We start from the raw sequence: 20,052 nt of genomic DNA, 5'->3' as shown, positions 1-20,052 counted from the left end.
CTATGAATGTATAGTGGAGGGAAAGCACATGACCCCTATGGCGAAAAATAAGGCTATCTATTGGTTTGTTGGTCTTGTATTGCTTATTGTTGGCGTGGACAGCATAGCGGCGTATTTGGCCCAGGCTCAACAACGAGAGATGATCGGGTATGCGCTTCTATTTGACTTCATGCTCGTTATTCCATTCCTGTACTGGCTTCTTGTCGTTAGAAGATCGGACCGCAAATGGACAGCCGTGCTGCCATTGCCGATGCTAGGCGCTCTGATAGCTTGGATTGTGCTGCCTTCATCGTTGAAAGATATGCTATGGAATACCAAAGGGCCATTGAAAATGCTGATTGTATCGGCAGAGGCAGCCTTTATTATTTATGAGGCAAGGCTTATTCTCTTAACGATAAGGCGCTTCAAGAAGCTTGCACAACAGGAGACAGACAAGGCCGAGGCGATAAGGCGTTCGGTGATAGAGATTGCAGGACAGGGCAAGCTGGCTTCCGTAATCGCTAATGAGGCTAGTATGGTCTATTATTTATTCTTTTCCTGGAAGCGGGACGATAAGCGGTCAGCCGCCGGGCCTGTCTTCACGTATCACAAAGAGTCGAATCAGATTCTTATGATGGCGTTCGCTACGAAAATTTTGCTGTTGGAAGCAGTGGTCGTTCACCTGCTCTTGGCACAATGGTCTCATCTAGCAGCATGGATCGTGACGATATCAGAGCTATGGCTGCTGTCTTATCTGTGGGCAGATACGAGAGCTTCGGTATTGAATCCAATTACAGTAGATAAGCAAAGGCTGCGCCTGCGCTATGGTCTGCGAATTCAAGCAGATGTAGCTTATAACAACATTGCTGACGTAAGCTGGTCAAGCAAGTATGAGCTAAGCCCGAAGGAACAGCAACAATCTGCTCTGCCGGTGCTGGGGACTTGCAACGTTAGAATTGAGCTGAAGCGGGAGGCTCAGGTTGAGGGATTGTTGTTTTGGAGGCGCAAGGTTAGGTACATCTATCTGGCTATGGATACCCCTGAATTATTCGTTCAACAGTTGAAATCGGTAATGACAAATGAGCTTCCTGCTGCTGTGGAATGTCCATAAGGTTTTTATGTTCCTTTAAAATCCTCTTAAGTTTGCTTTAAGGTCCATCCTTCATGATGTAGACATAGGGCAAACAAACAACGACGATGCTGTTTAAAGCTAAGTCGAAGGAGGAACGAATATGAACAACGAATTCAGGGACATAGACAGGAAGCAAGATGGCAGCGAAACACCTGTATCTCATTATACTTATACATCCAGCCTTGCACATGGTGAGCTGGAAGCAGCCTATGAGAAGCAATTGGCGAAGTTTGAAGGACAGAGCGGCATGAACGGCAATGGGAGTGCTGGCGGCAGAGGGGCATCGGGACGGAATAAAAAACGGACGTCACTCCGAACGATGTTCGCGGCTTTCTTGGCAGGAGCTGTCGTGATCGGCGGCTTCATGTACTCCGCAGACCAGATGAATCTATTCACAGGTGGACAAAGTGATACAATGGCGACACCAGCAGGTACTGCAGCTGGACAGGCTGCGGGACTTACGACAGCGTCCGTCTCGCTAGAGTCTGATATTGCCAGCATATATGCGGAGGCATCACCGGCTGTTGTAAAGATCGAGAATTATGCCCAGCCGCAGCAGTCTATGAGCAGAGGCAATGACTATTGGCAGTTCTTCGGACAGCAGATGCCGGGGACACAGGGACAAGGAACAGATAATAGCCAGCAGCAACGCTCCGAGCTGCAGCTAACCGGATCAGGCACAGGCTTTATATTCAAATCCTCAGGTTATATTCTTACGAATCAGCATGTTGTTGCAGATGCAGCAGAGGTAAAGGTTACGGTACAAGGCTATGATGAGCCATTCACAGCAACTGTGGTCGGGACGGACCCAGAGCAGGACTTGGCTGTACTGAAGATTGAGGGGAGCAAGGCATTTCCTACCCTTGCGATTGGCGATTCCGATGATACGGCGATCGGTGATTGGGTTATCGCCATCGGGAACCCTTATGGATTCGATCATACGATGACAGTAGGTGTTCTTAGCGCCAAAGAGCGGCCGATTACAATCGAGAATGAATCAGGCAAGCATCAGTTTGAGCATTTGCTGCAAACGGATGCCTCGATTAACCCGGGGAACTCCGGAGGACCGCTATTGAATACAAAAGGCGAAGTGATCGGCATTAACACAGCGGTCAATGCAGAAGCGCAAGGAATCGGCTTTGCTATTCCGACGGGCACTATACAGCAGGTCCTCACAAACCTATTAGGCGGGACGATGTAAGAGGGATTAGACGAAAAAGCTGTAGTCGCAGCAGTGAAGAGGCGGATTAACCGCCTCTTCGCTTTTTTGCTATAAGGAGTGGAAACAAGCTATAATTGAAATGTGTTTTATTTGCAATTGTCTTGCTTTTTTAGTTCAGGTGGATTAACATTTTTCTATTAAGTTTATGGAATAGAATAAATTGCCTAAAGCGGCCGTTAGCGCGTAGTTCATCCTTGGAGAGCCGATCTCATAGAGGTAGCGCGGTCGGAATTATGCTTATCATAGGCGGCATTGCAGTTGCGGAGTATGGCTCGCGGCAACAATCCGTTCAAACGAAAGGTTTGGAGGAGTACTAGTGAATGTATTGGAGGCCCGCCTCGCGCGCTTGGCACTGAAAGGCGATCAGCGGGCATTTGCTGAGCTTGTAGAAATCTATCAGGATAAGCTGTTCCATATGGCCTATCGGATGTTGAATAACCGCCAGGAGGCAGAGGATGTCGTACAGGAAGCCTTTCTGCGCGTTCACAAAAATTTGGAGCGTTACGATGAAACTTTAAAATTCTCTACATGGATCTATCGTATAGCGACTAATTTATGTATAGATAGACTTAGGAAACGGAAGCCGACTTACTCCTTGGATGCTGAATCCAGTGAGCATGAAGGGCTGGACGGCTATTCGATGATTCCTAGCGATAACCGGACCCCTGAATCAGAGATGCTGCTGTCGGAGACCCAGCGTATTATTCATGATGCCATTGAATCGCTGCCGCCAAAGTACAAATCGGTTATGATGCTGCGATATATTCAGGAGCTGTCTCTTCAGGAGATTGGCGATGTAACGGGAATGCCGGTAACGACAATTAAGACTCGTGTGCATAGAGGCCGGGATTTCTTACGCAAGAAATTAGAGCATAAATTGTAGCATCTACTCTATCGAGATCGTCCAGACGAAGGAAATTACGTTATTCTTTGGTTATTTTAAAAAAATGAAACATCCTTTGAAGCGTTACGTATCCTATAGATGAGAAGAGCTTATGCGCGAGCGAGCAAACGAAAGAAAGGACTGGCTGCTATGAAATGCAACGTCGCCTATGCAAGAATGCATGATTATTTGGACGGCGATCTGCCGCGTGAAGATGCGCTACAACTACAGACTCATTTCCGCTCATGTCCCGCTTGCCTAGCACGGTTCGAACAGCTGGAGAAGACGGAAGCTATGGTATTCACAGCAAGAGATCATGTGTTATCGGTTCCTGATTATGATAAGGCCGCTTCAGATAACCTGACCCAACGAATAATGGATCAGTTCCCTAAGCCGTCCTTGAAGAAGCAGCGGAGCGGGATGTTTAGTTTTATCTATAAATACCCAGGCCTGACTGCTGCAGCTCTATTCCTGATTGTTATGCTAGGGAGTTTATCCGCTACGTGGGGACAGAACTCCAAGTTGATTGTATCTGGAGAGGATCTACAGCAGATTGTCATTAATGGCAATACGGTAACTGTGCCAGAGGGTGTGCATATTAAAGGCAATTTGATTGTAGAGAATGGGCAAGCTGATGTAAAAGGAGAGGTCGAGGGCAACGTAACTGTCATCGACGGATCTTTGAATCTCGCTTCAACTGGATATATCGCCGGACAGAGCCGAACGATTGATCAAGCGCTAGATTGGTTCTGGTACAAAGTGACACAGACGTTCAGCGGATTGGCTTTGTAGCGATAACTGCCTCCCTGTAAAATGGGGGGCAGTTATTTTTTTTCTGAAATAAAGGATTTCTAAAGCCAATTATAGAAAATAATAAAGTTGGATGTTGTGTCCTTTAAAATTATTGTCCGGGTTTGTTTGGGGGTTGATATATGAATTACTTTGCAGATTTGCATTGGAACGACTGGCTGAAGGATATTATTGATGTCGGTATCGTTAGTTATATTATCTATAAAATGATTCTGCTCGTTCGTGGAACGAGAGCTGTCCAGTTGTTGAAAGGCATCCTGATTCTAATCGCTGTCTGGGCAATTAGTACATGGCTCAATCTGTATACACTCAAATGGCTGATGAACCAGATGTTCACCTTCGGTGTTGTCTCTGTTCTTATTATCTTCCAGCCCGAGCTGCGCCGGGTGCTGGAGCAGCTTGGACGCGGCAAGCTGTTCGCGCGGAGCTCCTCGCTCGACCGTGATGTGCTGAATGAGCAGATTGATGGGGTAATGAAGGCTGTTAAGCATATGGCCGATCGTAAGATTGGTGCGCTCATCGTATTTGAACGTGAGACAGGCGTGAACGAGCTTATTGAGTCGGGCATTCATATGGAATCACAAATTACGTCGGAGCTGCTTATTAATATTTTTACGCCTAATACGCCTCTTCATGACGGGGCTGTTATTATTCGGGGCAATCAGATTATGGCGGCGGGCTGTTACTTGCCGTTATCCGAGAACCCCTTCATCAGCAAGGAGCTGGGAACTCGCCATCGCGCGGCGATCGGGGTAAGCGAGGTAAGTGATGCTATATCCGTCATTGTGTCCGAAGAAACCGGGCAAGTATCTCTTGCATTAAATGGTATGATCGTACGTGATATCAAAGACGACTCCCTTATCCTGAAGCTGTTCGAGGAGCTTACTCCAAAGCAGAAGGATAACGGCAAGGAAAAGGCAGCCGTCTCGTCTTTCTGGAAACGGAAAGGAGGGGGCAGCAATGGATAAGTGGCTAAGTCATCCGACCTCGCTGAAAGTCTTGTCGGTCCTTATTGCCCTTCTGCTGTGGGCGGTCGTTCACTTCGACCCGGAGGCGCCTCCTGCAACGGTTACCTCCAATATGGATACCAAATCCTATGAGGCAGCAACAGTTGTTCCCATTGGATTAGATGAATCAAAGTATATATTGACCAAGCTGGAGCCTACGGTTGTCAGCTTATTGGTGGAAGGACGGCGCTCCAGCCTTATTGCAATGAAGGATGAGGACGTTGTCGTCAATGTTGATCTCAGCTCGATCAAGGAAGGCGAGCACGTGATTCCAATCACCTATAATTTGCCCAAGGGGATTAGCCTTGTCCAGATGTCGCCCCGCACCGTAACGGTGGAGCTGCTGGAGATTGAGTCGAGGTCATTTGATCTTGCGGTGAATGTCGAAGGAACGCCTGCTAATGGCTATATTACAGGCTCGCCTGTAATAGGCAAGAATTTGTCGAAGGTGAAGGTGACACTGCCTAAGGAAGAAATGCCTATGGTAGGCACGGTTAGCACCTCCGTCAACGTAGAAGGCGCGGAGAAAAAGGTTGTTGAGAAAAAAGCGAAGATTGTTGTCTATGATACAGAAGGCAAGCCTATGGAGCATGCGGTAATCGAGCCTGGTACAGTTGAAGTTGAGGTTCCGATAACACCTCCGATGAAGCTGCTGCCACTAGAGGTTCAGGTTACTGGAAGCTTGCCAGTCAAAGGCTTCAGCATCTCGTCGATAAAGGCTGAGATTGATAAGGTTGCCGTATATGGCGACCAGAGCTTGCTCGATACTCTGACTACTTATAAAGGTGTAACGATAGATATATCCAAGCTGAAGGAATCAGGGATTGTAAGAGCTAAAGTAGCCGCTGTAGGCGGTATTAAGCTGGCTGAGCCTTCAGAAATAGATGTAGAAGTGACGATTGTGCCTTCGGAGACGAAGTCCATTGATCGTAAGGTTGCTGTGACCGGCCTGGCTGATGGTTTATCTGCTGCCTTCCCTACGCTCACAAACGGCTACGTCAGCGTTAGCATGAGAGGGGCTCCGAGCAGGCTGGCGGGGATCACAGCGCAGGATATAGAGCTTACAGCGGACCTGAGTGGGCTTGCGCCAGGTAAGCATCAGGTACAATTGAAAGCAGGCTTGCCTCGCTTCATCGATCTGGATGAAGGGAAGAAAGAAGAGTTAGTGATTACGGTGGAGATTACAGATGACTCACTGCCAACCGACGTTGAGCCGGATGGCAGTGAAGAGCCTTCTTCTGGCGGGCAGGGTACTGCCCCTCCGACCGAGACACCTAGACCGACACCAACGCCGACACCTAAGCCAACTCCAACTCCTGAAGAAGAAGAAACGGGTTCAGGCAATGGAGAGGGCAATGGGAGCGGGAATAACAATAGCAGGGAATTGTAGTTAAATATGATGGGATAAAAAGGAGTCAGAGAATAATGGGGAAGTATTTCGGAACGGATGGCGTACGAGGCGTAGCCAATAGAGAGTTGACGCCCGAGCTGGCTTATAAAATTGGTCGCTGCGGCGGCTTTGTACTAGCAGGGAAAGTAGAGAAGCCAGTCGTTGTTATCGGTTTGGATACGCGAATTTCCGGTCCAATGCTGGAAGCGGCGCTTATTGCCGGCCTGCTGTCAATCGGCGCTAGTGTAGTACGCCTAGGTGTAGTATCTACGCCAGCAGTAGCCTACACGACGCGTGAGCTGAAGGCAGATGCAGGGGTGATGATCTCTGCTTCACATAATCCGGTTGAGGATAATGGCATTAAGTTCTTCGGAGGCGACGGCTTCAAGCTGACAGACGAAACAGAGCTTGAGATCGAGAGCCTGATCGATGCAGCTGTCGATGCACTGCCACGCCCTATCGGCGGGGATATTGGTACGGTTACCTATGATGAAGGCGCGAAATTCCGTTATTTGGATTACTTGAAAACGACGATTAAAGGCGAATTCAAAGGGCTTAAAATCGTTCTGGATTGCGCTAACGGTTCTGCTTATGAAATGGCGCCAATCGTGTTCCGCCAGCTTGGCGCGGATATTATTACAGTAGGCGCTGAGCCTGACGGCCGTAACATCAATGCAGGTGTAGGCTCGACACATCCTGAATATTTGCGTGAGCAAGTACTGGCACATGGCGCTGATCTGGGATTATCCTTCGACGGTGACGCAGATCGGTTGATTGCGATTGATGATAAGGGCGAAGAGGTCGATGGGGATTACCTTCTCTGTATTTGTGGCGACGCTTGGAAGCGGGCTGGCAAGCTGAATGGGGATACCGTTGTAACTACAGTTATGGCGAATATCGGGTTCTTCAAGGCTACGGAACGAATCGGCCTCAAGACAGCTCAGACAGCGGTAGGCGACCGTTATGTGATGGAGGAAATGCGCCGCGGCGGCTATAATCTTGGCGGAGAGCAATCGGGCCATATTATTTTCCTAGATTACAATACGACAGGCGATGGCATCCTATCCGCATTGCAGCTAGTGGATACGATTGTGGAATCCGGCCGTAAGCTAAGCGAATTGAAAACGCTGATGAGCAAATATCCGCAGGTGCTTATTAACGTGCGTGTTGAGGATAAGAGCAAGTATGCAGGCAATGATGCTATTGCCAGTGTCGTACAAGAGGTGGAGCAAGAGCTTGGCGATAACGGCCGTGTTCTCGTGCGTCCATCAGGAACGGAATCCTTGATCCGTGTTATGGCGGAAGGTCCGGACAAGGATCAGATCGAGGGCTATGTGGCTCGCATTGTTGATGTTGTTAAGCAACAGCTTGGTTAATGGTTAGTGGGGTAACCAGCTAGCAGTTAGTGGTTTTTTAGGAGCACAGGAGATTGTAAGGGATGTTTATTTCTGCTGAATTTTAATTAAATGCAATTATAAATGATTACTGATGGAAGCCGACCGTGAGGTCGGCTTTTTGGCGCGGGCTATAGTATGCTCGGCAGATGTGTATCTTAGCTTCTAAAGGCTTTTTCTAATACTGGAAACGTCTAGGGTTGCGAAAAATGACGAAAGTGAATATGATAGAGAGTATTATTCCAGAAGGAAAGCGTGGATCGAGGTTATTAGGTAACAAAGCGCCAGAGCTTGCGTGATGAAGCGACTCAAATTGGAGATGTTGTGATTTGAACGTATTCATACGGGAAGCTGACGAGGTGGAGGTGTTCGAATGTTCGGCGGGGACCTCCCGGTTACAAGCAGTCCAACCGAAAGCCGCAACGCAAAAGGAACGGGCGACCGTTCTTACAAACGTACGGCAGGCTGCTACGAAGAAATGAAGCATTTATAACTTTCCCTGTATGTCTAGGATGCCACCTGTGGGGTTGGCATGGGGCAGAAGGGTTGCACAGATCATAGTGAAAACCAAATAGCGCCTGTGCCGCGCATAGAGGCAGGCATCCGTCATACGGCTAAAAATTACCGTTAACGGAGGTCTATATAGATATGTGTGGAATTGTAGGATACATTGGAGCACGTGACTCACAGGACATTTTGCTGGAAGGGCTGAAGAAGCTGGAATATCGGGGGTATGACTCTGCCGGTATTGCGGTATTTACGAAAAATGGGTTAGAGGTATCGAAATCCAAGGGGAGATTAGCTGTCTTGGAGGGCAAGCTGCGGGAGGAGCCGTTGCATGGATCAGTAGGTATTGGACATACCCGCTGGGCAACACATGGCAAACCGTCGGATGCCAATTCACATCCGCATACCGATAATACAGCGAAGTTTTCCGTTGTTCATAATGGCATTGTTGAAAACTATTTGGAGCTGAAAGACGAGCTTATTTCCAAAGGGCATCACTTCTTGTCGGAGACCGATACGGAGGTAATCTCTCATCTTGTAGCGGATGAATATGAAGGCGATATTGTCGAAGCTGTGCAGCGGGCTGTAAAACGGATGCGTGGAGCCTATGCACTAGGCGTATTAACGGAGTATGAGCCGGAAAGATTGGTTGCGGTTCGCTTCGCAAGCCCGCTTGTTATTGGGATCGGAGAAGGAGAGAATTTCATTGGCTCTGATATTCCGGCTATTTTAGAGCATACTCGCAACGTGTATATTTTGGACGACGGCGAAATGGCTTTGTTGACACGTGAAGGTGTCGAATTGATGACAACCGACGGCGATTTTATTTCCAAGGAAATATTCCATGTCGATTGGGATCTGGTGACAGCAGAGAAAGCCGGATTTGATCATTTTATGCTGAAGGAGATTTATGAGCAGCCGAAGGCGTATAGGGATACCATGATAGGACGAATCGCAGAGGATGGGCAATCCGTCGAATTGCGGGAGCTAGGAATGACTGCGGAGTATATGAAGTCGATTCGCAAGGTGCATATTGTGGCTTGTGGTACGGCCTTTCATGCGGGACTTGTCGGTAAGACAGTAATTGAGTCGCTGGCACGCATCCCTGTCGAGACGGATGTCGCTTCAGAATACCGCTACCGTTCGCCAATCATAACGCCAGATACACTGGTTATTGTCGTCAGCCAATCGGGTGAGACAGCGGATACGTTAGCTGCTCTTAGAGAAGCCAAGCGCAATGGTGCGCGAGTATTGGCTATTACGAACGTGGTGGGCAGCTCAGTCTCCCGTGAAGCAGATGATGTGTTGGTCACATGGGCTGGACCGGAGATTGCGGTCGCTTCGACCAAGGCATATACATCGCAGCTTATTGCCTTTTATTTGTTCGGGTTATATCTGGCAGGTACGCTGGAGACGAAGACAAAGGCAGAGATGGCGGAGATTATTGGCGCGCTGAACCAGCTTCCAGAGCAAGTGGAGAATATACTGGAGCAAGCCGCTGTATTGAAGCAAGTAGCGGAATCCATGTCTCATCATAAAAGCTTGTTCTTCATTGGGCGTGGTGTCGATTACGCAGTAGCTCAAGAGGGCTCGCTGAAGCTGAAGGAAATCTCCTATATTCACTCAGAAGCCTATGCGGCTGGTGAGCTGAAGCATGGTACACTGGCGTTGATCGAGGAAGGTGTACCTGTTATCGCCCTGGTGACGCAAGAGGAGCTGTACGAGAAAACACTCAGCAACATCAAGGAAGTAACGGCACGCGGAGCACATGTGCTTGGCATCGCCAACACAGGCACCGAAGTCGAGGTCGCGAAATCTGTCGATGAGCTATTCGCGATACCGAAGACACTGCCACTGCTAACCCCGGCATTGTCCGTCATACCGCTGCAATTGCTGTCCTACTACGCCTCACTGGCGCTTGGACATGATGTGGATAAGCCGAGGAACTTGGCGAAGAGTGTGACGGTGGAGTAGTGGGGAGTGTGGGACTAGTAAATGATGTCAAAAGAAAATAAAGTGTTAGACTCATATAACCGGACAATACTGCTACAAGTAGCAGCTCATCTGTAGTCTAAGATTCGACACCCAGAATAAACAACATGACTCCTCTTTGGGGCTGCCTTCAGGCAGCCTCATTTTTTATTTTGTAATCGGGAGTGGTTGAGATGGCAAAACGAAAGCGTGAGCTCACAGAAGCTAAAATAGAACGTTTTATTAAAGAAGGAGAACGTGGACTAAGTTTTCTCGAAGAACAGATTGCAGTACATGTCGATAAGAGGATATTAATTGTGAGTCATGGGCATTGATTGGATTGTCAGTGCAACATCTTTTACCACAACAGTTCAAAAAAATGTTGGCGGGACCCCTTGTATAATTATGTGTCTTCGGCATTTTTGAAATAACTTCTATTATAGTTGAATCTTTGTTGGTAAAATGGATTTATTCAATCTTTTTCAACGAAAGGATAACAAATATGAAGATAGCAGCTTTATATGATATTCATGGGAATTACCCAGCTCTTCATGCTGTACTTAAAGAATTAGAATCTATCGAAATTGATATCCTCTTTATTGGAGGAGATATTGTTTCAGGACCTATGCCACTACAGACCTTGAGAACACTAAGAAATTTTACAGGTAACGTTCAGATGATTCGTGGAAATGGAGATCGCGAAGTGGCGGAGGTATTAGAAGGCAAGGAACTTCCTTTTTTAGATAAAAAAGGAATCGAAAAACAAAAGTGGGTTGCTAAACAATTAACTTCATCTGATCGACAATTTTTGGCTAGTTTACCCGAAACGATGGTGCTAACTGCAAATGGATTGGGTGAAATTCTCTTTTGCCATGCAACGCCACATAGTGATGAGGAAATTTTCACTCCTCTAACCCCAGATGAACATGTAAGAACGCTTTTTCACTCTGTAGAGCAACCTCTTATTTTTTGTGGACATACACATCTTCCATTTGTCCGGAAAATAGACGATAAGCAGATTATTAATCCTGGCAGTGTCGGTATGCCTTATACTGGAAATCCAGGTGCATATTGGGCACTTATAGATGAAAATGGATTCGAATTAAAATATACTCCTTATGATTCAGAGGAAGCATCAAAAGCAATCCTTAAAAGCGGTGATCCAGAGGCAGAAGAATTTATAGAAAACTATATTCAGAATACGATGCAAGAAGATCAGGCGATAAATATGATAGAAAAGCTGGCAGAACAACGAAGGAAAAAGGATAGTTAGGGTTTTCCAGTAGACCTGCCGATAAATTTCATTTCTTGGGCGAAGTGCACTTTGTAACATGGTTGCTGGTTTACCCTCTCTCTAGGCCCAGTGACAGGCTGCTCTAGCCCGCAAGATAATTACCAGAACTTTAATGAGTGAAGAACATCCTGTATTTAAAGCGAAAGTGAGGTGCGCTATGAGAACACCTGATACCGTTTCTCGAACAAAGATGTCATTACTTACTGAAAAGATAACATCGTTCACTGTCCCGCATGATAAAATCTGGCATCGTCTTATCCTCACATTTGAGGGAACTATACGCCGCAGTTCTTATGCTAGTCAAACTCTTTGTAGCAGCAATTTAATGCTGCGCGAACACGCTGGACTCTTGACGATTTGATTTTTCTGAAATCAGCACTAGAACTGCTTTATACTACACAGGGTCATATCCGCATAAGCGTACTTGCCGCCGAATCCGTTCTCTCTTTGCGACAATTTGAGCGACGATTTAAGCAGCGCATAGGAATATCACCCAAGATGTTTGCACGTATCCTCCGATTTGAAGCACTACTTAACTCATTGATTCAGGAGCCAACGTTCTCTTTTGCTGAGACAGCTTCCAGTCTTGGCTATCATGATCAAGCCCATCTTAACCATGAATTCAAGACATGGGCGGGATGCACGCAAATGGCGTTTCTAGCACGAGCAAAACAGAGCACGGGATCGACTACCTTGATGGGGCGATTATGATTCCAAGCCTAGGGATCCTTCTGCACTTATTTTATACAGCGGAACAGAAGAAGCTTTCAAGACCTATCATACAACACTAGCTAGTTTGGGAGGAACTGCTGATTATCTTGGTTCTGATCCTGGAAGAGCTGCCGCTTATGATGTTTCTCTGCTTGACTTGTTCTGGACATCTATGATCGGATATATTCACGCACTTGCTGTTGCTAAAACGGAAAACATAGCAGCAAAGGATATAGTAGGCTATGCTCAACGTATGGTGAATATATTTCCAGGCGTACCGGAAGTTATGTCTCTGATTGCAGATGAGGTTGATACTGGACATTATCCTGGGGATGAATCCAACATTATCTCTGCAAAAGTAGGGATAGACCACATTATCCATACCGCCCAATCTCATGGAATCGATGTAAGTGTATTTAGTGCGACACGGGCTATTGCTCAAAAGGCAATCAATGATGGTCATGGTACCGATGGTTTTACTGGTCTTGTTGAGATACTTATTCATTCGAAGAATCGTTAAATCAACTTTTGATTTAGGTGAAGCCGCATCATGTTGCGGCATTTTTTTTTACCGATGTAGGTTCTTACTCCAAAATAATGAAAGAATCGTACATACGGTGGTGATGAAACGAGGCGCTCGTTTTTTTGCAAAGCGGAAATTTAACGCTCTACAGGAATGCTATCGTTATCCGTTAGCTCCACAGCGGAGTAATATCAAGCTCAACTAACGGGCAGAATAATGGAAATGCTAAGAAACTAACTTCGCTTTGAAAACATAAGAAAAAAAAGAGAAAACGGGAGGTTATGCTTTCTTCATGGAGGAAGGTTAGTACCACTAAATTCAGGTTTCATTAGCTCGCGACTTCTTCCCCTTATGATAGTCTTCCCATAGCGGGATAATATGTTTTTCTAATGTTTTGACAATGTCTTCTCTTAAGCTCTCTTCCACATTTCCAATGTCATTCGCAATTTCATTTTTGACTCGTATGAGCACAAATAGAGGAGGTAAGCCAGTTTCACGGAAAGCCCTAATCATCGATTCTTCTTGTGGCGTGATATCCATAACCCAGTTCACTTCCTTTCAAGTTAGATAATACGCATTCATATTCAATACCAACAAACTCCCTTCACTACACATACATCGTTAACCGCTCACATGCTCATGACTTTCCTACTGCCCGGACTGTGCTCGATCCACTAGAATAGAATTGATGCGGTCGATCAAGTTCTGTCTTATCACGCTGAGTAAATGCATTTGTGTATCAATCTCTTTCAGCTTCTTTCGATAAATCGGCAGCACTTCCTCACAGAAAGATTCTTTGTTCTTAATGACACAATTCAGGATACCAGCTATTTGCTCCGTTGACAGTCCGAGATTCAAATACAGCTGGATCGTCCGAACCTGCTCTTCTGCAAGAGCAGAATACTCCCTATATCCGTTATCCTGTCGTATCGGCGCCAGCAGCCCTTTTTGTTCATAATAACGGAGTGATCGTATGCTGCTTCCAGTCCGCTCCGCCAAATCCCCAATCTTCAACTGCATCGGCTCCTTTTACATTAGTGACTTAATTATACACCCTGACATTAATGTTACGGTCAAGTGAATAAGCTTATGCTTTTCTGAAAAGTTATAAGGATTCCCATCCTAAAGATGAGATAACAGAGCTTGATTTATTCAAGGAAAACTTACCTTACCTAGATGTTTCATTAATAAATGGCGCATTCAAATCCGCTCAAGGAATGACGCTTACTCAAGAGGAAGAACTGGTGACGGATATTGCAACCAAGTACCTAAATCAGTTTATGGCCTCAGATAAGATCGTCATCGGGTTTCCGTTATGGAATCTTGGCGTTCCTGCTGTATTGCATACGTATATCGATTATTTAAATCGCGCAGGAGTCACCTTTCAATATAAGCCGGAAGGCCCGGTCGGATTGGCTTCAGGCAAGAAGGTAGCGTTACTGAATGCTCGCGGTGGCTACTATTCCGAGGGAGAGGCAGCTTCATTCGAAATGGCAGTCAATTATGTAATAAACAATTTCAAATTATTCGGAATACAAGATATAACGAAGGTTATCGCTGAAGGTCATAACAAGTCACCGCAACTAAGAGGAAAAATTATTGAAGATGCACTTAAACTAGCCAAGGTAACGGCGATAACATTCTAAGCAATGCAGGGTGGAATGAAAATGGTAGTTGTAGCTATCACAGACAGATTGGGCACATGACTATTCAACTAAACATTCCTGTTAAGGCTAAGAAATAGCCTTTGTCAAAAAAGGAGCGCCTCGGTATGATGAGTTTGTTGAAAACATATCAAGGAGGCGCTCTTACTATGAAGTTTAAGCAAACAGACGCACAAAATCAACGGATTGAACGAATTACCACCTCGCATCTCGTCATAGGAATCGACATGGCCAAAGAAACGCATGTAGCACAAGCTACGAATTTTCGAGGAATCGTGGTTTCCAAACGACATCTCTCATTCTGCATGGAAGGTTTTGAAAAGTTGAACCGCTGGATGACGGAGTTTGAATCTGTCGACGAATCGACTCCTTATTATTCATTTTCCTCACCTTTCTGTGGTTCACACCATTTTTCATTGACTATCACAGTGTTAATCCGAACACTTTATGCCTGTTATAGTAAAGTCAATTCGATCTTGGAAAAGAAGTCACTTCTCAAATGATAATTTCGATCAAGATTTAAATGATAACGGCAGTTTAGCTATATTTATTTCATTTTACTAAGCCAAAACATGTTCCGTAACCGTTTCTTGTCGGATTTATCCTCAATCTACAGACCTAGAAACCTAACTTGGCGACGATGTCAAACGCACTTTATTCGTAATGTTCTAGACGCAACATCCACTCCTATTATGGTTCTATTCTTCTATATGTTTTACCTCACAGACCGTTGACGATAGTAGAATATCATGATGGCAAGGCTTGCGGAGAGAAAGACGAATTGCAATAAGGTACGGGGAAACAAAGCATCAGCCGATTTAGTTGAGAGTCCTGAAACGGCATACCATACATTTGCAGGGAACATGAAAATCAGTAGAAGGGAGAGCCCTCCAGATGCCCAAACGACAGTGGGCCGCCATAGTACACCTATAGCTCCTGCCAACTCAAGTAAACCAGTTATTGTTACGATAAAATCTGGATATTGAAGGAAAGGCGGTACCATGTTAATGAGTTCCTCCCGCAACCAAAAGAAATGAACCGTGCCTGTCAGAATAAACATCGCTGCAACACCCCCTCGAAGCGCAACGGGCCATGAACGCAGGCGTTTTACTCCTACAATTCCCGCAATGAAAATTGAAATCGTAACACTAATAAGAACAATGAGTGGTTCCACAGGATTACCTCCGATACGAATGAAATCATACAATCCTATTACAATCCTTTCATCACCATTAGGTAAAGAATAATAAGCGGCAGAAATGTAGCTGTGCTGCCGTAAATAGCCCATTGGCGGGAAGTGCGTCGATACTCCTCAGAAATCGCTCCTGTCTTTACACTATCTGCACTGAATCTGATCATTCTGAGCTGCAGCGGAATAAGAATGGCTATCCAAATCATCCCGGTAATTGCAAATAAGATTAGTGAAAGGGTAAGCCAGTTTAGTCCCAATAACGAAACACCCGATCTTCCAGCCATCACAGAGCCTGAAATAATAATGAGGACAAGACCCGGTACCGTAAATAAATAATCAGCGACCATGACATTCTTGGCAGCATGATGAATGACTAACGGATTCCTGGTTAGATCGGCTCGAATTTTCCAAAATGCCGCCGTAATGATATTTCCAACCATCAGCAAGACGCCAATCAAATGCAAGGTTAACCACAAGTTCACACTTCCTCACCCTTTTCCCGTTTTCCGCCATTTAAGATAGCACTAATAAACTCCGATAAATCTTGAGCTTTTAAAACCCCCTGTGCCTGTGGAATGCTTGAGCGAATTCTTAGTCCAATTATCATAAGTGTGAACATGTCCCCTGTTTTCTCCGCATCAACCGCTTCTGAAATAACTCCGTACCTCTGGCCTGTTTCAATCCACCTCTTGGCCAAATAGACAGATCGATCGTAGTAATTCTTCAATGCTTCCGCGACCATGGGATCTTCCTCTTTTCCAAGCAAGTACAGCAACACTTTGTTCGTTACGTCATGCAGATTTTCGTAAGCAATGATGCTTTCCTTAATCTTCTGCATCGGTTCATTGAAACTTCCGCTACCTTGTTCTACTTCTTTCATAAATCTTCCGTTTGTTTCTTCAAGACGCTCCTGCAGCACCCAGATAAAAATTTCATCTTTACTCTTTACATAGTGAAAGATTGCGCCTTTGGACATAGCCGACTTGTTCATAATGTCCTTCATTGTGATGGAAGGACACCCTTTTTCCATTATTAGCTCCTTGGTCGCATCCATCAGTCGTCTTATCGTCTGGCTCCTGCGTTCAACTTGTTTCAAAGTCGCCCCTCCTAGAACATAATTAGATAAACTCAGTATAAATACAGACCGTCGGTTTGTAAAGATGTGAGTCAACTTTTCTAAAAAAATTGCCGGTGCTTATGTTACGGTTCACCGTATCATCTACAGAGCGAAATTAAAGGGCACCCGATGGGGCAATGTCATTAAGTTAAGGTGCAGGATCAAAAACCATGAACAACGAGTAGGTTATCGAAAAGATAGCCTGCTCACTTAGGGAATTGTTCCACACGCTTCTTCTGTTCCTGCATGTCCAGGATTGGCATAACGATGTCTAATGAGCTTGCTTTTCGAATAGCAACTGTATTCCAAGGCGACGAAATCCTGCGAATGAGTGAGTATATGTAAGATAAACCCTTAAAACCGAGGGACAGAATCTGTGAAAGTTCAAGAGTACGATCATCGAGCTTCGATTTTGGTTTGACCGTTACTATCTCATCAACAGTCTCGTTTAAATTTTGAAGAGTGAGTCTAAAATCAGTAGTCATTATAAGTGTTCCATTCACATTTGCATGTCTAATTCCAAGTTGTTCCGCGATTTCAATTGTTTTTTTGATAGGTAATAATGGCCATTGCTCATGGATGTCTATTATCCTATCAGACCACTTACAAAGGTACAGAAACTTCCTCTCATGTTCCGATAACGTATGATGAATACGCGATGTTTTCCACCCTTTATGTCGGGCTAACCATCCTTCTGAAGCCGTCTTATGTTGCTTTTTCATTTGTTTGACCTGGACATTATTCTCATGCAGCTGTCGGAACATAGGATGATCCCCAACCAGTTGGAGCGTGGCCAGATACAGATATTTTCGCAGCGTAGCATCGCCCCGTTTAGAAAATACGATCTGTCCCTTTCGTTTCCCCGAAGTGCTTTCGGCCAGGTTTAAATCTGTCTTACGCAATAATTGACGTCCATGGGCATACTGTCTAAGATCACCAGCACCTGATACAAGTTGAACCAAAAAATTCTTCATTGAATGATAATTCACCTGAAGCAAACTTTATTAAAGTACTTAAACAAAATAATAGGTACAATAATTTGTGGGATTATGTGCAAAATGAAGAGAACAAAATTGTTAATAAAGTATGTGAACTTTACAATGCAACTAAAGAACAGGAATGGAGACCAATACACGTAATGCGATCTGTTTAGGCCTAGTAAGCTACAAATAAATTTTAGAAACCATCTTTAATGAGGGGTGAAAAACTCGAAATCCCTTGATTTTACTGGCGTTTTCAGACACTAACTTTAATGTCACTGAACATGATGTCAAAAGAAAATAAAATGTTAAACTCATATAACCAGAAAATACTGCTATAGGTAGCAGCTCATCTGTAGACTAAGATTCGACACCCAGAATAAACAACATAATTCCTCTTTGGGGCTGCCTTCAGGCAGCCTCATTTTTTATTTTGTAATCGGGAGTGGTTGAGATGGCAAAACGGAGGCTCAAACTCACTCTTGAGGTATGTGAAGAAGCATCAAGCACCTAATTTCCATTATTTGATTTAAAGTTCTTGACTATGACGTTAGGTCATAGTGCATAATTCTTGCTATGAGTACATAACTAGGAGTGAGAGATATGAACATAAAAGCATTACGTTCAGATCAAATTTATCAAAAAGTCGCCCAAGCTGCGCCCGAGGAAAAACTTGAGTTATTCAGAAACGAAATGATGGCTCCTTTTATGAAACAATGGCAAATTCAACAGATCCCTTTTAGAGCTGAAGAGGAGAATGGTTTTGACGTTGTTACGTTTAATAGTATAATGCATCGATCTCCTGATCAGATTACCCAACAGATTTCACCTGAGATAGAGTTGATTTCGTCAGAGAGTTTTTGGTCAGAGTGTGAGCAAGCTGTAAGGAAAAGCCTTAGTCTATTTATCGAACATCAAATAAGTCTACCTGTGTCCGAATATTTGTTAACCATTCAACTAGGGAATCCGGAAAGCCGTGCCTTAACAATAAACGAAGGATATAGCGGCTTCGGTGGCATTCCCGGGTTTATCTGGGGTACACTCTTGCCAAATGAGTACACAATTCCTCGAATGAAGGCTGCGCTGGCACACGAATGCAACCATAATGTGCGATATCAATTTATTCAGTGGGATCACACTGTTAATTTAGGCGAGCTCATTGTAAGTGAAGGATTAGCTGAAAACTATGCTACGTTCATGTTTGGAGAAGAGTTCCTAGGTCCTTGGGTAACGAAAACAAACGCAGACACACTTAACAGGCGCATAAAGCCTATCCTAAGAGAGCAATTGCAATTAACAGGGTTTGATAAATTTGCTCCGTATCTATACGGTGACGAGATCGCCAAGCTTCAAAACTTTGAACCGGTTAATATGCCTTATAGCGCGGGTTACGCTTGCGGCTATTATTTAATCCAATATTATTTAAGAAAAACAGGGAAAACGATCTTTGAGGCCACTATAACGCCTGCTGCTCAAATACTAGACGAAGTAAAAGGATTTTGGGATGAAGAAACCATTATTAGCCGTTAAAGATATTGTTCAGATTACAGGCATTACAAGCCGGACCCTGCATTATTACGATAGAATTGATTTATTTAAACCGACGCTTCTGACGGAAAAAGGGTATCGCTTATACGATCGAAGCAGTTTGGAAAAGCTTCAAACGATTTTGTTCTTAAAGGAAATGGATTTTTCCTTGAAAGAAATTGCGGACATTTTAAAGCTGACCAGGCAAGAACAGAAACAAATATTAAACAAGCAAAGTCAAACCTTATTATTGAAAAAACAAAGACTAGAAACCATCATGGAAGCTCTCGAAGAATACGTTTCGGGGAAAGATATTAGCAATTTGCAAATATTCAAGGGTTCTTCCGTTTTGCCATTGAAGGAACAATATGCGAATGAGGCTAGATTCATTTATGGCGAAACAGAAACGTATAAAGAGTTTAATGAAACGATGGATAAATTATCACTAGATGATAAAGAGAAACGGTTTCAATCCATGGAGGAAATATTCAAAAAAATTGCGGCATCTGTGGATCTAGACCCTTCTTCCGATGAAGTTCAGCGACTAGTCGAGGAGTGGAAACAAATTTTAATGCAATTCATGACATGTGATGAAGAGTTACTGGCTTGTATTGCCCATACTTACAAATTCGATTCGCGATTCAAAAACTTCTTTAATCAATACGGTAATGAGGATTTAGCAGATTTTCTTTACAGTGCAATAATGCATAATATCAACCGATAAACATCGCAATGAATAGTAAAGGCTC

20 protein-coding genes and 3 pseudogenes are annotated in these 20,052 nt (G+C 44.6%); 16 read left to right on the top strand and 7 right to left on the bottom strand.

Going from position 1 to position 20,052, the window contains the following annotated elements; translation table 11 throughout:
* Window positions 1–28: 28 nt before the first annotated feature.
* The 12 genes from AC50YO_RS09250 to AC50YO_RS09195 all read left to right on the top strand — a co-directional run bounded on the left by AC50YO_RS09250 (window position 29) and on the right by AC50YO_RS09195 (window position 12,820).
* On the top strand, window positions 29–1,090 hold the full coding sequence (locus tag AC50YO_RS09250) for a hypothetical protein (RefSeq protein WP_494846398.1): 1,062 nt from the start codon (window positions 29–31) through the stop codon (window positions 1,088–1,090).
* 121 nt (window positions 1,091–1,211) lie between these two features.
* Entirely contained in the window at window positions 1,212–2,312 is a 1,101-nt protein-coding gene (locus tag AC50YO_RS09245; RefSeq protein WP_494846393.1) for a S1C family serine protease, read from the top strand.
* 337 nt (window positions 2,313–2,649) lie between these two features.
* On the top strand, window positions 2,650–3,216 hold the full coding sequence (gene sigW / locus AC50YO_RS09240) for an RNA polymerase sigma factor SigW (protein ID WP_494846389.1): 567 nt from the start codon (window positions 2,650–2,652) through the stop codon (window positions 3,214–3,216).
* 99 nt (window positions 3,217–3,315) lie between these two features.
* Window positions 3,316–4,008: a zf-HC2 domain-containing protein gene (locus AC50YO_RS09235; RefSeq protein ID WP_494846387.1), complete on the top strand. Its 693-nt coding sequence runs from the start codon at window positions 3,316–3,318 to the stop codon at window positions 4,006–4,008.
* A gap of 140 nt (window positions 4,009–4,148) precedes the next feature.
* Entirely contained in the window at window positions 4,149–4,994 is an 846-nt protein-coding gene (gene cdaA / locus AC50YO_RS09230) for a diadenylate cyclase CdaA (RefSeq protein ID WP_494846383.1), read from the top strand.
* Window positions 4,987–6,423, top strand: a complete 1,437-nt coding sequence (locus AC50YO_RS09225) for a CdaR family protein (protein WP_494846380.1) — start codon at window positions 4,987–4,989, stop codon at window positions 6,421–6,423. Before cdaA ends, AC50YO_RS09225 begins: the two co-directional genes overlap by 8 nt.
* Before the next feature lie 35 nt (window positions 6,424–6,458).
* Window positions 6,459–7,799: a phosphoglucosamine mutase gene (gene glmM / locus AC50YO_RS09220; RefSeq protein WP_494846376.1), complete on the top strand. Its 1,341-nt coding sequence runs from the start codon at window positions 6,459–6,461 to the stop codon at window positions 7,797–7,799.
* A 666-nt stretch (window positions 7,800–8,465) separates the two neighbouring features.
* On the top strand, window positions 8,466–10,298 hold the full coding sequence (glmS, locus tag AC50YO_RS09215) for a glutamine--fructose-6-phosphate transaminase (isomerizing) (protein WP_494846372.1): 1,833 nt from the start codon (window positions 8,466–8,468) through the stop codon (window positions 10,296–10,298).
* 191 nt (window positions 10,299–10,489) lie between these two features.
* Entirely contained in the window at window positions 10,490–10,630 is a 141-nt protein-coding gene (locus AC50YO_RS09210; RefSeq protein WP_494846368.1) for a hypothetical protein, read from the top strand.
* Between the two features lie 167 nt (window positions 10,631–10,797).
* Window positions 10,798–11,568: a metallophosphoesterase family protein gene (locus AC50YO_RS09205; RefSeq protein ID WP_494846364.1), complete on the top strand. Its 771-nt coding sequence runs from the start codon at window positions 10,798–10,800 to the stop codon at window positions 11,566–11,568.
* Window positions 11,569–11,946: 378 nt separating this feature from the next.
* Window positions 11,947–12,300, top strand: coding sequence for a helix-turn-helix domain-containing protein (locus AC50YO_RS09200; RefSeq protein WP_494846361.1), 354 nt, complete (start codon window positions 11,947–11,949; stop codon window positions 12,298–12,300).
* A gap of 85 nt (window positions 12,301–12,385) precedes the next feature.
* On the top strand, window positions 12,386–12,820 hold the full coding sequence (locus AC50YO_RS09195) for an imine reductase family protein (RefSeq protein ID WP_494846359.1): 435 nt from the start codon (window positions 12,386–12,388) through the stop codon (window positions 12,818–12,820).
* 321 nt (window positions 12,821–13,141) lie between these two features.
* Here the strand turns inward: AC50YO_RS09195 and AC50YO_RS09190 are convergent, their stop codons facing one another.
* A complete protein-coding gene (locus AC50YO_RS09190) occupies window positions 13,142–13,363 on the bottom strand; it encodes a hypothetical protein (RefSeq protein ID WP_494846355.1) in 222 nt (73 codons plus the stop codon).
* A 108-nt stretch (window positions 13,364–13,471) separates the two neighbouring features.
* Entirely contained in the window at window positions 13,472–13,837 is a 366-nt protein-coding gene (locus AC50YO_RS09185) for a MerR family transcriptional regulator (RefSeq protein WP_494846349.1), read from the bottom strand.
* An 83-nt stretch (window positions 13,838–13,920) separates the two neighbouring features.
* On the opposite strand from AC50YO_RS09185, the gene AC50YO_RS09180 reads away from it, so the two are divergent.
* Both AC50YO_RS09180 and AC50YO_RS09175 read left to right on the top strand, forming a co-directional pair.
* On the top strand, window positions 13,921–14,469 hold the full coding sequence (locus AC50YO_RS09180) for an FMN-dependent NADH-azoreductase (RefSeq protein ID WP_494846445.1): 549 nt from the start codon (window positions 13,921–13,923) through the stop codon (window positions 14,467–14,469).
* A gap of 167 nt (window positions 14,470–14,636) precedes the next feature.
* Window positions 14,637–14,831 (top strand): annotated as a pseudogene (locus tag AC50YO_RS09175) (IS110 family RNA-guided transposase); the annotation flags it as partial.
* 371 nt (window positions 14,832–15,202) lie between these two features.
* On the opposite strand, the gene AC50YO_RS09170 reads toward AC50YO_RS09175, so the two are convergent.
* The 5 genes and pseudogenes from AC50YO_RS09170 to AC50YO_RS09150 all read right to left on the bottom strand — a co-directional run.
* On the bottom strand, window positions 15,203–15,661 hold the full coding sequence (locus AC50YO_RS09170; RefSeq protein WP_494846342.1) for a DoxX family protein: 459 nt from the start codon (window positions 15,659–15,661) through the stop codon (window positions 15,203–15,205).
* A 38-nt stretch (window positions 15,662–15,699) separates the two neighbouring features.
* Window positions 15,700–16,161: a DUF2269 family protein gene (locus AC50YO_RS09165; protein WP_494846338.1), complete on the bottom strand. Its 462-nt coding sequence runs from the start codon at window positions 16,159–16,161 to the stop codon at window positions 15,700–15,702.
* The gene (locus tag AC50YO_RS09160) at window positions 16,158–16,775 is read right to left on the bottom strand and encodes a TetR/AcrR family transcriptional regulator (protein WP_494846334.1); all 618 of its coding nucleotides are present in this window, start codon (window positions 16,773–16,775) and stop codon (window positions 16,158–16,160) included. Before AC50YO_RS09160 ends, AC50YO_RS09165 begins: the two co-directional genes overlap by 4 nt.
* Before the next feature lie 227 nt (window positions 16,776–17,002).
* Window positions 17,003–17,380: pseudogene (locus AC50YO_RS09155) on the bottom strand (TnsA endonuclease N-terminal domain-containing protein); the annotation flags it as partial.
* A 126-nt stretch (window positions 17,381–17,506) separates the two neighbouring features.
* Window positions 17,507–17,746, bottom strand: a pseudogene (locus AC50YO_RS09150) (transposase); the annotation flags it as partial.
* A 633-nt stretch (window positions 17,747–18,379) separates the two neighbouring features.
* On the opposite strand from AC50YO_RS09150, the gene AC50YO_RS09145 reads away from it, so the two are divergent.
* Both AC50YO_RS09145 and AC50YO_RS09140 read left to right on the top strand, forming a co-directional pair.
* Window positions 18,380–19,306, top strand: a complete 927-nt coding sequence (locus tag AC50YO_RS09145; RefSeq protein WP_494846330.1) for a DUF2268 domain-containing putative Zn-dependent protease — start codon at window positions 18,380–18,382, stop codon at window positions 19,304–19,306.
* Window positions 19,281–20,027 carry a MerR family transcriptional regulator gene (locus AC50YO_RS09140; RefSeq protein ID WP_494846326.1) on the top strand — a complete coding sequence of 249 codons (747 nt, stop codon included), beginning with the start codon at window positions 19,281–19,283 and terminating at the stop codon, window positions 20,025–20,027. Before AC50YO_RS09145 ends, AC50YO_RS09140 begins: the two co-directional genes overlap by 26 nt.
* Window positions 20,028–20,052: the final 25 nt, after the last annotated feature.

The sequence above is a fragment of the Paenibacillus sp. J22P59 genome (assembly GCF_059383895.1).
This window is presented reverse-complemented; position numbering and strand designations above follow the sequence as displayed.